Below are 12,485 nucleotides of genomic sequence, written 5' to 3'. Positions count from 1 at the left end.
GCAATACTCATACAATTGCCGATGGGTCGTGACGGACTGGGTCGTCATTGCGAGCGTAGCGAAGAAATCCAGGGCGTCCTGGTCCGGCTCTGGATTGCTTCGCTCCGCTCGCAATGACGAGGTGGCTGATCCGCTTTCTTCCCAACGCAACGAGAAGCGGGGCCCCGGATCAAGTCCGGGGCGACGGTACGTTAAGCCCTGCGCGGCAGCGGGCCGTTGGCGACGGGCGGGTCGAATTGCGGGACGCCGGCCGCATCGTAGCGGATCGGCTGGACGCGGGTGTGGCGGTTGGGGTCGAACAGCGGGTCGCCGACGATCTTCTCGTAATCGCGCGCGTGGAAGACCAGCATGTCGCGCCCGCGCTCGTCGACGGTAAAGCTGTTGTGCCCGGGGCCGAAGATCTTGTGTTCGCGCGAGGTTTTCATCACCGGCTCGGGCGATTTGGTCCACACCGCCGGGTCCATGATGTCGGCGTCGTCGCGCGCGGTGAGCATCCCCAGACAGTAACGCGCGTCGGTGGCGCTCGCCGAATAGGTCATGAACAACCGGCCGTTGCGCGCCAGCAGCGCGGGCGCTTCCGCGACCTTGAAGCCGCGGATCTCCCACGGCAGCTCGGGGATCGTCAGCCGCGCCGGCTTGGCCGCGAAGGTCAGCGGGGTGGCGAGCGGGGCGAGATAGAGGTTCGAGTTGGTGTCGATCCCCGCTTCGCGCTGCGCCCACGCCAGATAGCGCTGGCCGCGGTGGACGAAGCTGGTCGAATCGAGGTTGAAGCTGTCCCACGGCGTCTGGAGCTGGCCGAGCACCGTCCAGTTGCCGGTCATCGGATCGGCGCCGTCGCAGACCACCGCATGGGTGCGGATGCGGAACACGTCCTCGCCGCCGCCGCTGGGGCCGGCGGCGAAATACATGATCCATTTGCCGTCGATCAGATGCAACTCGGGCGCCCAGAGGAAGCCCGACAGCGGGCCGCTCTTTTCGTGCCGCCACAGCACCTTCTCGGTCGCATTGGTCAGGCCCGCGATCGTCTTCGAGCGGCGCAGCACCAGCCGGTCATATTCGGGCACCGAGCCGGTCATGTAATACCAGCCGTCGGTGTGGCGAAACACCTGCGCGTCGGCGCGCTGGCGGACCAACGGGTTGACGATGGTGCCGGCTGCCCCGCGGGTGCGGGACAGCGCGGGGGCGGCGGCAAGCGCCGCGCCCCCGGCCACGAACAGGCGGCGTGACAGAAGCGCCAGATCGTCGCTCATCAGTTGAGGTCCAGCATGACCACCGACTTGGCCGGCAGCGTGACGGTGAGCTGTCCACCGTTCAGTTGCGCGCCGTTGAAGGCGGCGGGCGCGACGGCGTTGGGCTGGTCGAAGGTGTTGAGCGAATTGACCTTCGGCCCGGTCAGGATCGTGCCGCCGACGCGCGACGCAGTGACCCCGGTCAGCGTGGTGGTGACGGTGATTGTGCGGTTCGGATCGGCATTGGCAAGCGCGACGTGCGTCACCCCGGCCTTGTCGCGGACCGCCGAGGCGCTGACCGCCGGAATCGTCCACTGGTCCTTGTTGTACCACGGCGACTTGATGTCGATCGGCAGCACCGTGCCGTCCATGAACGGCTTGTACATCTTGAAGACGTGATAGGTCGGCGTCAGCACCATCTTGCTGCCGTCGGTCAGGATCATCGCCTGCAGCACGTTCACCATCTGCGCGATCGCGGTCATCTTCACGCGATCGGCGTGTTTGGCGAAGATGTTGAGGTTGATCGCGGCGACCAAAGCGTCACGCAGGCTGTTCTGCTGGCGCAGGAAGCCGGGATGCGTGCCCGGATCCTGATCGTACCAGGTGCCCCATTCGTCGACCGCCAGGTACACTTTCTTCTGCGGATCGTATTTGTCCATGATCGCGCTGTGCTTGGTGACCAGCTCTTCCATCTTCCACGTCTTGGCGAGGGTCTCCGCCCAGCCGCGTTCGTCGAAGTCGATCGCCGAGCCCTTCTTCTCCCAGACGCCGGGGACGGTGTAATAATGGAGCGAGAGACCGTCGAGCATCCCGCCGGTCTCGCGCATCATCACCTCGGTCCAGTTATAGTCGTCGCCGTTCGCGCCCGAAGCGATCTTCTCGATCCGGGTGTTTGCGGGCGCCTTGACGAAGGTGGCGTAGCGGCGCGTCACGTCGGCGGCATATTCCGGCTTCATGTTGCCGCCGCAGCCCCACAGCTCGTTGCCGATGCCGAAATAGGGCAGCTTCCATGGCTGCTTGCGACCGTTCTTCGCCCGCTCGTCCGCCAGCGAACCGGCGGGCGAGGTCATATACTCGACCCATTCGGCCATTTCCTGCGGCGTGCCGTTGCCGACGTTGCCAGAAATATAGACGTCGGCGCCGATCTGCTCGGTGACGTCCATGAACTCGTGCGTGCCGACGGTGTTCGGCTCGGTAACGCCGCCCCAGTGGGTGTTGATCTTGACCGGGCGCTTGTTCTTCGGCCCGATCCCCTCGCGCCAGTGATATTCGTCGGCGAAGCAGCCGCCCGGCCAGCGGATCACCGGCGTGCCGAGATCGCGCAGCGCGTCGACGACGTCGTTGCGGAAGCCGCGCGTGTTCGGGATCTTGCGGTCGTTGCCGACCCAGAGGCCACCGTAGATGCCGTTGCCGAGATGCTCGGCGAACTGGGTGAAGATGCGCTTGTCGTAGACCGGACCCGGCGTGTCGCCGCGCACCGCCAGCGTCGCGGATTCCGCCGTGACCGCGGGGGCGTCCTGCGCGGTGGCAGGCGCGAGCGCGGCGCAGCCGATGGCCAGCGCTCCGGCATAAGCGAACAGACGTGCCTTCATCCTATCCTCCCGAAAGAAGCGCGGTCGGGCCATTGCCCACCTCGCTGTTTTTGCTCATTACTCGGACATTAGATTTCGGTATCGAGCATTGCAACGACCATTTGCCGGCGCGGCGCACGCTTGCCACCGCGCAATGAGGCAGGTCACAAAGGAGGGGTGATGGCGGATCGGGAGAGCGGCGTGCCGCAGCGGGAGGGCGACGCGCCACCAGCCGGCGGCGAAACGGCGGAGACGGCGCGCGCCTCGGTGCGCGGCACCGGGCGGCGGCTGCACGGCGCGATCGCGCACAAGCTGGGCACCGCGATCGTCTCGGGCGAATATCTGCCGGGCGACACGCTGTCGGGCGAGGTCGCCTTCTCCGAGGCGCTCGACGTCTCGCGCAGCGCCTATCGCGAGGCGATGCAGGTGCTCGCGGCCAAGGGGCTGGTCGAAAGCCGGCCGAAGGCGGGGACGCGCGTGCTGCCGCGCGAGCGCTGGAACCTGCTGGACCCCGACGTGCTCGCCTGGGCGTTCGCGGGGGCGCCCGACATCCAGTTCGTCCGCGCGCTGTTCGAGCTGCGCGCGATCGTCGAGCCGGCCGCCGCGGGGCTGGCGGCGCAGCGCCGCGACCGCAACGACCTCAAGGCGATGAAGGACGCGCTCGCGGCGATGCGGCGGCACACGCTGGCGACAGAGGCGGGGCGCGCGGCCGACAAGGACTTCCACAATGCGGTGCTGCGCGCGACGCGCAACGACGCGCTGATGGTGCTGAGCGCGAGCATCGGCGCGGCGATCCACTGGACGACGCAGTTCAAGCAGCGCGCGCGCGCGCTGCCGCGCAACCCGATCCCCGACCATGTCCGCGTCCATGACATGATCGCCGCCGGCGACGTGGTCGGCGCGACCGCGGCGATGCGGACATTGGTCGACCTCGCGCTGGAGGATACGAAGTCGGCGATGGAGGGCTGAGGGCGCTCGCCGTCGCCCGAAGACGCTGGCGATCCGCGCGGGCTTCTGCCACGGAGCGGAAATGATTCCGTTTGCGTTGCTCCTGCTCGCCGCGGCCCCGGTGCAAGATACGCCGCAGCAAGGCGACATCACCGTCCGCGCGCCGCTGCCCGCCACCCCGCAGACCCCGGCCACGATGGTGGTCGAGCCGGTGGCGATGATGATCGCCGCCTGCGACCGCGACGGCGACGCGAAGGTCGAGCGCTACGAGCTGGAGGAATGCGTCGCGGCGTCGCTGGCGGCGTTCGATCCGAACAAGACCGGCAAGCTGCGCTATATCGCGTTCGGCGACTGGGCGCTGCGCTACCTGGGCGACCGCGCCGCCTTGCCGAGCCCGTATGAGGTCGATCGCGACAATGACGGCGAGGTGACGCTGGCCGAGTTGCAGGACCATTTCTCGCGGCTGTTCGCGCGCTACGACCGCGACGGCGACCATGCGATCAGCCGCGCCGAACTGTTGACCTATCGCACGATGCCGGTCGATGCGCGCGGGCCGACCGCCGGGCGGCGGCCCGAGAAGAAGGACGACGCACCGGACGGCGACAAGCGGCGGCGGGGAGGCCGGCGATGACGCGCTTCGCGTTCGCGATCGCCGCGACCGATGGCGCGGCGCGCACCGGCACGATCACGATGCAGCGCGGCACGATCCGCACGCCGGCATTCATGCCGGTCGGCACCGCCGCGACCGTCAAGGCGATGAAGCCCGGCGACGTCGAACGCGCGGGCGCGGACATCATCCTCGGCAACACCTATCACCTGATGCTGCGCCCCGGCGCAGAGCGGGTCGCGCGGCTGGGCGGGCTGCACCGCTTCATGGGCTGGGACAAGCCGATCCTGACCGATTCGGGCGGCTATCAGGTGATGAGCCTGTCGGCGCTGACCAAGCGGTCCGAGGAAGGCGTGGCGTTCGCGTCGCACCTCGACGGCACGCGGCACATGATCTCGCCGGAGCGCTCGATCGAGATCCAGCGGCTGCTCGGCAGCAACATCGTCATGGCGTTCGACGAATTGGTGCCGACCACCTCGACGCGCGAGGTGCAGGCGGCGGCGATGGAGCGATCGATGCGCTGGGCGAAGCGCAGCCGCGACGCCTTCGACGGCGGTGGCGACCATGCCGCGAACAATGCGATCTTCGGCATCCAGCAGGGCGCGCTCGACGAAGGGTTGCGCAAGGCGAGCGCCGACGCGCTGATCGACATCGGCTTCGACGGCTATGCGATCGGCGGGCTGGCGGTCGGTGAGGGGCAGGCGGCGATGTTCGGCTGTCTCGACTTCGCGCCCGGGCAGTTGCCGGCCGATCGCCCGCGCTATCTGATGGGGGTGGGCAAGCCGACCGACATCGTCGGCGCGGTCGAGCGCGGGGTCGATATGTTCGACTGCGTGATGCCGACGCGATCGGGGCGGACCGGCCAGGCGTTCACGAGGCAAGGGCCCATCAACATCCGCAATGCGCGGTTCGCCGAGGATCAAGGGCCGCTCGACCCGGAATGCGCGTGCGCGGTGTGCACGACATGGACGCGCGCCTATGTGCACCATCTGGTGCGGGCGGGGGAGATGCTGGGCGCGATGCTGATGACCGAGCACAATATCGCTTTCTACGAGGCGATGATGGCCGACCTGCGCGCCGCGATCGCCGAGGGGCGGTTGACGGCGTTCGCCAATGACTTTCGTGCGCGCTATGACGCGCCAAAAGGAGAGTGACGTGAGCGACGAGCAACCCAACGAAATCCTGCAAGCCGCTGCGGCCGCCAAGGCGCACGAGGAAGCCGGCGCGCCGGGCGCTGCCGCGCATCAGCGCAAGGGGCGGTGGCAGCCGGGCAAGACGTGGCTGGGCGTCGGGATCGGTTCGGCGGCGGTCGCGGCGGCGCTGCTGTTCGCGAATTCGCGGAAGGACGAGGGGAAGAAGTAGGTTCGGGCGGCCGGCGTGTTGCGATCCGGCTGATTAACCCCGTCGCCCCGGACCTGATCCGGGCCCCGCTTCTTCTTCGCGCCGCGCGCTAAAGCGGGACCCCGGATCAAGTCCGGGGTGACGAATGAAGTACGTCATAGCGAGCGTAGCAAAGCAATCCGGGTCCGGATCAGGACGCCTGGATTGCTTCCCCCGGCCTGCGCCGGGGTCGCAATGACGAGAGATGATGTACCGCGCTCTGCGGGTTCGGCCGCCGACGTGGGGGGCACGCCGGCGGCCCCGACTGTCGCAGCCACGGGGCGACCCGAAGGGCTGTTCGGCCGGTACAAGGAGGAAGGGACCGGGCCGCGGCCGACTGGCCGCCACCCGGTCCCTCCCAATTCTTCAAGGGCTTGCTAGCCGATCTCTCAGTGCGTGACCAGATCAAAACGATCCGCGTCCATCACCCTGGTCCATGCCTTGACGAAGTCGGCGACGAACTTTTCCTTCGCATCGTCACAGGCATAGACTTCCGACAGCGCACGCAGCTGCGAGTTGGAGCCGAACACCAGATCGGTGCGCGACGCGGTCCATTTCTGCTCGTGCGTGGTGCGATCGGTGCCGACGAACTCCTCGTCGCTTTCGTCGCTGACCTGCTTCCACGCGGTGTTCATGTCGAGCAGGTTCACGAAGAAGTCGTTGGTCAGCTGACCGACGCGCTTGGTGAACACGCCATGCTCGCTGCCCTGCGCATTGGCGCCAAGGACGCGCAGCCCGCCGACCAGCACCGCCATCTCGGGTGCGGTGAGGCCGAGCAATTGCGCGCGGTCGACCAGCAGTTCCTCGGTCGGCACGTTGAACTTGACCTGCAGATAGTTGCGGAAGCCGTCGGCCTTGGGCTCGAGCACGTCGAAGCTCTCGGCATCGGTCTGCTCCTCCAGCGCGTCGGCACGGCCCGGCGTGAACGGCACGCTCACGTCATGACCGGCGTCCTTGGCCGCCCTTTCGACCGCGGCGCTGCCGCCGAGCACGATCAGGTCGGCAATCGACACCTGCTTGCCGCCGGTCGCCGCGCCGTCGAACTCGGCCTTGACCTGTTCGATCACGCCGAGCACGCGCGCGAGGTTCTCGGGATCGTTGACCTCCCAGTTGCGCTGCGGGGCGAAGCGGATGCGCGCACCGTTCGCGCCGCCGCGCTTGTCCGACCCGCGATAGGTCGAGGCCGAGGCCCAGGCGGTCTTGACCAGATCCTGCACCGACAGGCGGTCGAGCAGCGTCGTCTTCAGCGAGGCGACATCGCCGGCGTCGATCAGCGGATGGTCGACCGTCGGGATCGGGTCCTGCCAGATCAGGTCTTCCTGCGGCACCTCGCTGCCGAGGTAACGGATCTTCGGTCCCATGTCGCGGTGGGTCAGCTTGAACCACGCGCGCGCCCACGCCTCCGCGAAATAGGCGGGGTCGGCGCGGAATTTCTCCATGACTGCGCGGTATTTCGGGTCGACCTTCAGCGCCATGTCGGCCGAGGTCATCATCGTCGGCACCTTCTTGCCCGGCGTGTGCGCGGCCGGGGCGAGCGTGTCGTCGGGGTTGCCGACCGGCTGGAACTGGTGCGCGCCGGCCGGGCTCTTCACGATTTCATATTCGTGATCGAGCAGCATGTCGAAATAGGTCATGTCCCACGTCGTCGGGGTCGGGGTCCATGCGCCCTCGATCCCTGAGGTGATCGTGTGATCGCCCATGCCGCTTTCGTGGGTCGACGCCCAGCCGAGCCCCTGCGACGCGATGTCCGCGCCTTCCGGCTCGCGGCCGACCAGCTTGGGGTCACCCGCGCCATGCGCCTTGCCGAACGTGTGGCCACCGGCGGTGAGCGCGGCGGTTTCCTCGTCGTTCATGCCCATGCGCGCGAACGTCTCGCGCATGTCGCGCGCCGAGCCCATCGGATTGGGGCAGCCGCCCGGTCCTTCGGGGTTCACGTAGATCAGGCCGTGCTGGATCGCGGCAAGCGGGCTTTCGAGTGCGAGCCCGGCTTCCTCGTCGATGCGGGTCTGGCCGAGCCATTCCTCCTCGGTGCCCCAATAGACGTCCTTCTCGGGTTCGAACACGTCCTTGCGCCCGCCGCCGAAGCCGAAGGTCGGGCCGCCCATCGATTCGATCGCGACGTTACCGGCGAGGATGAACAGGTCCGCCCAGCTGAGCGCGCGACCGTACTTCTGCTTGATCGGCCAGAGCAGGCGGCGGGCCTTGTCGAGGTTGCCGTTGTCCGGCCAAGAATTGAGCGGAGCGAAGCGCTGCTGACCCGCCGACGAGCCGCCGCGGCCGTCGCCGGTGCGGTAGGTGCCCGCCGAATGCCACGCCATGCGGATAAAGAACGGACCGTAATGCCCGTAATCGGCCGGCCACCACGGCTGGCTGTCGGTCATCAGCGCGGTCAGGTCGGCCTTCACCGCCTTGAGGTCGAGCTTGAGGAATTCGGCGGCATAGTCGAAGTCGTCGCCGAACGGGCTGCCCGACTTGCCCTGCTGATGGAGGATGTCGATCGACAGCGACTCGGGCCACCAGTCGCGGGACGTATGGCCGAGCAGCTTGCGCATCGCCGCGGGCTGCTTCTTCGGATCGTTGATCGGGCTACCCTCGGTGATGGCGTCCATGTCTCGTCTCCTCTCGCGACCGGTGTGCGGGGCTGGCGCTGCCGCGACATGCCGGCGTGCGCAGCCTTTCCGGCACTCTGTGACGGTCGTGGTAGCGGACCAAGACTGATCGGGAAAATGCGAAAACTCGGACGGTATGATCGATACTATCGATCAGGGTGCGGCGTGGAGCTTGCCGTGCCGGATCGCGCCCGAGGCCGGGAGTGCGACGCCATGCGCGGGGACATCGTGGCGGACCAGCGCGCCCGCCGCGATCGTCGCGTCATGGCCGACGGTGATCTCGCCGGTGACGATCGCGCCGGCATAGATGATCGTGCCATCCTCGATCACCGGATAGACCGCCTCGTTCGCGGCGCGGCGGCCGAAGGTGACGTTCTGGTAGACGGTGACGTCGGCGCCGATCACCGTGTCCGCGCCGATCACGATCCCGACCGGGTGCGGCAGCCGCAGCCCGGGGCCGATCTTCGCGGTCGGGTCGATATAGCAGCCATAGCCGAACACGATCCGCCGCCAGACCAGTTTCTCGACCAGCCGCCCGAGCGGCCCGCCGCGCAGATAGGCGTAGCGCATGATGCGGTACAGCGTGACGACCGCGAAGCCGGGGTTGAGGAACCAGCCGATCACCGCGCCCTTCACGCCGTGGCGCGAGGCATTGGCGTAGAGGTCGCGCCGCCAGCTCATCGCGCCGCGACCGCCGCGATGGCGTCGGCATAGGCCGCGCGGTTCTCGGCGACGATCCGGTCCTCCGCGAACCAGCCGAGCGCCTGCGGATCGCTGAGCCCGCCCGCGCGCCACGCCGCGGCATCGCCGAGCGCGGTGTCCATCGCGGCGGCGAGCGCCTCGACATCGGTCGGCTCGTAGGTGATCGCATGGCGCGCGAGGTCGGCGATTTCGGGGATGCCGCCCGCCTCGGCGCAGATCGCCGACAGGCCGTAGGACAAAGCCTCGATCAGCGTCCGCGGCAACGGCTCGGGCCAGACCGAGGCGATCAGCACCGTGTCGATCGCGCGGTAGAAATCGCCGGCCTGCGAGAAGCCGAGCCATTCGATGCGCGGATCGGGATAGCGCGCCTTCAGGTCGGCGACGTACTCGGGCACGCCAACCCCGGCGATGCGCAGCCGCCAGTCGGCGCGGGTGACGCGGGTGGTCGCCTCGAGCACGACGTCGATGCCCTTTTCGGCCTCGATGCGGCCGATGAAGCCGAACACGAACGGGGCGTCCGGCGCTTTCGCGTCGCGCGGCTGCTCGTCGAGCGGGACGATGTTGAAGATGCGCCGCGCGGGCACGCCGGGGAAATAGCCCTCGGCATGGTGACGGCGAATCACATAGTCGCTGTTCGAGACGAGCTGGTCGACGCTGGCCGACTCGGTCTTGCCCGGCGCGGTGAGCGCGCGGCATTCGAGGCAGCGCGTCGTGCAGTTCGCGCCGTTCTTGAACAATGCCGAGCGCGTGCACATCACCCCGTAATCGCGCAGCGTCTGGACGAGCGGCAGCTGGCGCTGCTTGATCTCGCGCCAGATCGCCGGGCTGAACCCGGTGATGACGTTGCAATGGACGACGTCGGGGCGGACCTCGTCGAGCAGCTTGCCCATGCGGCGCGCGGCGGCGCGGTTCCAGCGGTTGCGCGCGTGCCATTGCAGCCGCTTGAGCTTGGGCTGCGCGGGCGCGTCCGGGGCGTAGGGCCAATAGATATTGTCGATCGGCAGGCGACGGAGCGTCACGCCGTTCTTCACCTCGGTGACCGGCGCGGCGATGTCGTCGAGCGTCGCGACCACCACCTCGTCGCCGGCGCGGACCAACGCCTCGGCGAGCAGCGACACCGATTTCTCCGCCCCGCCGATCTTGTGCGGCGGGTAGAGGACGTTGACGATCAGGACCTTCATCGTGCGGCGACCTTCGCGCAGGCATCGGCGAGGATCTGCGCCGAGCCGCGCCACGTGTAACGCGCGACGCGCTGCTTGCCCTTCGCCAGCCGGTCGCGGCGCAGCGCGCCGTCATGATCGTCGAGCAGCATCTGCATCAGCCGTGCGAGCGTGGCGTCGTCATGCGGCTCGAAATAATCGGCGGCGTCGCCGCACACCTCCTGCACCGCGGGGGCGGTGCTGGCGAGCACCGGGCATTCGTTGACGAACGCCTCCAGCGGGGGGATGCCGAAGCCTTCGTAGATGCTCGGGAAGATCAGCGCGCGCGCGCCCTGCATCAGCCCGGCGACCTCGGCATCGTCGAGCCGGCCGGGGAGCAGCACGTCGGCACCCGGCTCGGGCAGCCCGGCCGAGCCGAACACCGTGCGCTCCATCCGCCCGACCGCGACCAGCTTCGCGCTGCCCGGCTGGAGCCGCGCCAGCGCGCGCAGCGCCACCGCGAGGTTCTTGTTGCGGGTGAGGTTGCCGAGCGTCAGGAAATAGCCGTTTTTGGTCAGCCCCAGCCGCTCGACCACGCCGGGATCGGGCGCGATCGAGAGATGCTCGGCACCGTTGGGGGCGACGACGATGTCCCTGGCCGCGACCGGGAGCACGTCGGCGAGTTCGCGGCGCGAGAATTCGGAAACGGTCGCGACCACTGCGCGGCGCGCGAGCAGCCGGTCGATGATGCGGTGCGCCAGGACATAGGGACGGCTGTAATGTTCGGGGTGGCGCTGCACCGAGGCGTCGTGGATGACGACCACCTGCCGCTTCATCGCGACCGGGCCGGTCATCGCCAGCCCCAACGCCACGCCGCCGCGCACCGCGCGCGCGAAATCGAGCTGATCCCACAGGTGCCCGTTGCGGGTGCCGACGGTGCGGGTCTCGATATGACGCAGGTCGAGGACGCGCGCGCCGGGCGGTGTGAGCAGCATGTAACGCTGTGCCAGCGCGCCTTCGCCCGCCAGGGCGTCGAGCGCGCCGACGATCTCCTGCGCATAGCGCTGCACGCCGCTGATCGACTGGGTGAGGAAGCGGCCGTTGATGAAGACGGTGGTCGGCGTCGCGGTCATGAGCGGGCGGCCTCCCGACCGAGCAACTGGCGGTAGAGCGTGGCGACCTGTCGCGCGCTGTCGCGCGCGGTGAAATGGGCGAGGAAGCGCGCACGGCCGGCCTCGGCCATCGTCCGGCGGGTCTCCGGCGTGTCGGCGAGCAGGGCGGCGAGCAGCGCCTCGGGATCGTCGGGTGGCACCAGCCGCCCGGTGACGCCCTCCTCGACCACTTCGGGCAGCCCGCCGATCCGGCTGGCGACGACCGGCCGCCCGGCGCGCATCGCCTCGATCGCGACGAGGCCGAACCCTTCCCAGCGCGACGGCATCGCCACGACGTCCGCCATCGCCAGCTGCGCCATGATGCGCGGCTCGTCGAGCCAGCCGAGCGGCGCGACATTGTCGGGCAGGTCGAGTGCCGGGCCGCCGCTGACCACGCTGGCGCCGATGCAGCGCACCGCGATCCGGTCGGGCGCGAGCCGCGCGGCGGCGATCAGCGTGTCCAGCCCCTTCTGATGATCGAAGCGGCCGATGAACAACACCTTCAGCCGCTGGTCGGGCCAGCCTTCGGGTGCGGGAAGCGCGGGGGGCGGTGCTTCCGAGATGCCGTTGTAGATGCGCTGGAGCCGCTTGGGCGGGAAGCCGAGCGCGACGCACTCGCGCATCTCCGCATCCGACAGGACGATCACGCGATCGGTGATCCGCGCGAGCGTCCGCTCCAGCCAGATGATCGCACGCCGGCGCCCCCGCGAGCCGGCGATCTGGAAGGCCCAGCCATGCGGGCTGTAGACGACCTGCGGGCGCCGGCCGGGCAGCACGCGGGCCAGCAGCAGCAGCGGGCGGACGATCATCCCGGCGAAGGTCGAGTGAAGGTGGACGATCTCCGGCCGGACCGTCCGGTAAGCGTGCCAGCTCGCCTTCGCCAGCATCAGCAGCGACCACAGCGACCGTCCGTCACGACGCCAGGTGGTGATGGCGGAATCGTCGACGCGCGGCAGCATGAAACTGTCCTGCGCGGGAAGGAGGACGCGAATGTCGAGCGGCGCGCCGGCCGTGTCGCGATCCGCGACCAGCGCGGGAAGCACCTGATTGAGATAGGTGCCGACGCCGCCATGCGCGGTCTCGGCGATATGGAGAACGCGAACGGACCCCGTCATGCACGGCCCCCGCGCAGCGGCAGCGACGCGTCAT

Annotated in this window: 10 protein-coding genes and 1 pseudogene; 4 read left to right on the top strand and 7 right to left on the bottom strand. The window is 68.7% G+C overall.

The window, feature by feature from the left end; translation table 11 throughout:
- Window positions 1–197 precede the first annotated feature (197 nt).
- A pseudogene (locus tag FHS97_RS10920) lies at window positions 198–1,250 on the bottom strand (glycoside hydrolase family 43 protein); the annotation flags it as partial.
- Window positions 1,250–2,821, bottom strand: a complete 1,572-nt coding sequence (locus FHS97_RS10915; RefSeq protein WP_221233252.1) for an alpha-N-arabinofuranosidase — start codon at window positions 2,819–2,821, stop codon at window positions 1,250–1,252. The pseudogene FHS97_RS10920 and the gene FHS97_RS10915, both read right to left, overlap by 1 nt.
- Before the next feature lie 159 nt (window positions 2,822–2,980).
- Here FHS97_RS10915 and FHS97_RS10910 point away from each other — a divergent pair, with 159 nt between their 5' ends.
- The 4 genes from FHS97_RS10910 (at window position 2,981) to FHS97_RS10895 (ending at window position 5,717) form a co-directional block, all read left to right on the top strand.
- Window positions 2,981–3,769, top strand: coding sequence for a FadR/GntR family transcriptional regulator (locus FHS97_RS10910; RefSeq protein ID WP_184037137.1), 789 nt, complete (start codon window positions 2,981–2,983; stop codon window positions 3,767–3,769).
- Between the two features lie 61 nt (window positions 3,770–3,830).
- Window positions 3,831–4,379: an EF-hand domain-containing protein gene (locus FHS97_RS10905; RefSeq protein WP_184037134.1), complete on the top strand. Its 549-nt coding sequence runs from the start codon at window positions 3,831–3,833 to the stop codon at window positions 4,377–4,379.
- Window positions 4,376–5,509, top strand: a complete 1,134-nt coding sequence (gene tgt / locus FHS97_RS10900) for a tRNA guanosine(34) transglycosylase Tgt (RefSeq protein WP_184037130.1) — start codon at window positions 4,376–4,378, stop codon at window positions 5,507–5,509. The genes FHS97_RS10905 and tgt overlap by 4 nt, the downstream gene beginning before the upstream one ends.
- Before the next feature lies 1 nt (window position 5,510).
- Window positions 5,511–5,717: a hypothetical protein gene (locus FHS97_RS10895; RefSeq protein WP_311770367.1), complete on the top strand. Its 207-nt coding sequence runs from the start codon at window positions 5,511–5,513 to the stop codon at window positions 5,715–5,717.
- A gap of 407 nt (window positions 5,718–6,124) precedes the next feature.
- On the opposite strand, the gene katG is transcribed toward FHS97_RS10895, so the two are convergent.
- The 5 genes from katG to FHS97_RS10870 form a co-directional block, all read right to left on the bottom strand.
- The gene (katG, locus tag FHS97_RS10890) at window positions 6,125–8,344 is read right to left on the bottom strand and encodes a catalase/peroxidase HPI (RefSeq protein ID WP_184037124.1); all 2,220 of its coding nucleotides are present in this window, start codon (window positions 8,342–8,344) and stop codon (window positions 6,125–6,127) included.
- A 153-nt stretch (window positions 8,345–8,497) separates the two neighbouring features.
- A complete protein-coding gene (locus FHS97_RS10885) occupies window positions 8,498–9,025 on the bottom strand; it encodes a serine O-acetyltransferase (RefSeq protein WP_184037120.1) in 528 nt (175 codons plus the stop codon).
- Complete coding sequence (locus FHS97_RS10880; protein WP_184037118.1) at window positions 9,022–10,227, bottom strand: glycosyltransferase family 4 protein; 1,206 nt, start codon at window positions 10,225–10,227, stop codon at window positions 9,022–9,024. The genes FHS97_RS10885 and FHS97_RS10880 overlap by 4 nt, the downstream gene beginning before the upstream one ends.
- Window positions 10,224–11,318, bottom strand: coding sequence for a glycosyltransferase family 4 protein (locus FHS97_RS10875; protein WP_184037113.1), 1,095 nt, complete (start codon window positions 11,316–11,318; stop codon window positions 10,224–10,226). The genes FHS97_RS10880 and FHS97_RS10875 overlap by 4 nt, the downstream gene beginning before the upstream one ends.
- The gene (locus tag FHS97_RS10870) at window positions 11,315–12,451 is read right to left on the bottom strand and encodes a glycosyltransferase (RefSeq protein WP_184037110.1); all 1,137 of its coding nucleotides are present in this window, start codon (window positions 12,449–12,451) and stop codon (window positions 11,315–11,317) included. The genes FHS97_RS10875 and FHS97_RS10870 overlap by 4 nt, the downstream gene beginning before the upstream one ends.
- Between the last annotated feature and the right edge of the window lie 34 nt (window positions 12,452–12,485).

The sequence above is a fragment of the Sphingomonas endophytica genome, assembly GCF_014199415.1.
In the GTDB taxonomy this organism is placed as follows: Bacteria; Pseudomonadota; Alphaproteobacteria; order Sphingomonadales; family Sphingomonadaceae; genus Sphingomonas; species Sphingomonas endophytica.
The sequence above is the reverse complement of the archived record's forward strand: the minus strand, read 5'-3'. Positions and strand labels throughout refer to the sequence as shown.

Excerpts from the sequence above, each read along its gene's own strand:
- FHS97_RS10915 (WP_221233252.1), bottom strand. The coding sequence starts at position 2,821 with ATGAAGGCACGTCTGTTCGCTTATGCCGGAGCGCTGGCCATCGGCTGC.
- FHS97_RS10910 (WP_184037137.1), top strand. The coding sequence starts at position 2,981 with ATGGCGGATCGGGAGAGCGGCGTGCCGCAGCGGGAGGGCGACGCGCCA.
- FHS97_RS10905 (WP_184037134.1), top strand. The coding sequence starts at position 3,831 with ATGATTCCGTTTGCGTTGCTCCTGCTCGCCGCGGCCCCGGTGCAAGAT.
- tgt (WP_184037130.1), top strand. The coding sequence starts at position 4,376 with ATGACGCGCTTCGCGTTCGCGATCGCCGCGACCGATGGCGCGGCGCGC.
- katG (WP_184037124.1), bottom strand. The coding sequence starts at position 8,344 with ATGGACGCCATCACCGAGGGTAGCCCGATCAACGATCCGAAGAAGCAG.
- FHS97_RS10885 (WP_184037120.1), bottom strand. The coding sequence starts at position 9,025 with ATGAGCTGGCGGCGCGACCTCTACGCCAATGCCTCGCGCCACGGCGTG.
- FHS97_RS10880 (WP_184037118.1), bottom strand. The coding sequence starts at position 10,227 with ATGAAGGTCCTGATCGTCAACGTCCTCTACCCGCCGCACAAGATCGGC.
- FHS97_RS10875 (WP_184037113.1), bottom strand. The coding sequence starts at position 11,318 with ATGACCGCGACGCCGACCACCGTCTTCATCAACGGCCGCTTCCTCACC.
- FHS97_RS10870 (WP_184037110.1), bottom strand. The coding sequence starts at position 12,451 with ATGACGGGGTCCGTTCGCGTTCTCCATATCGCCGAGACCGCGCATGGC.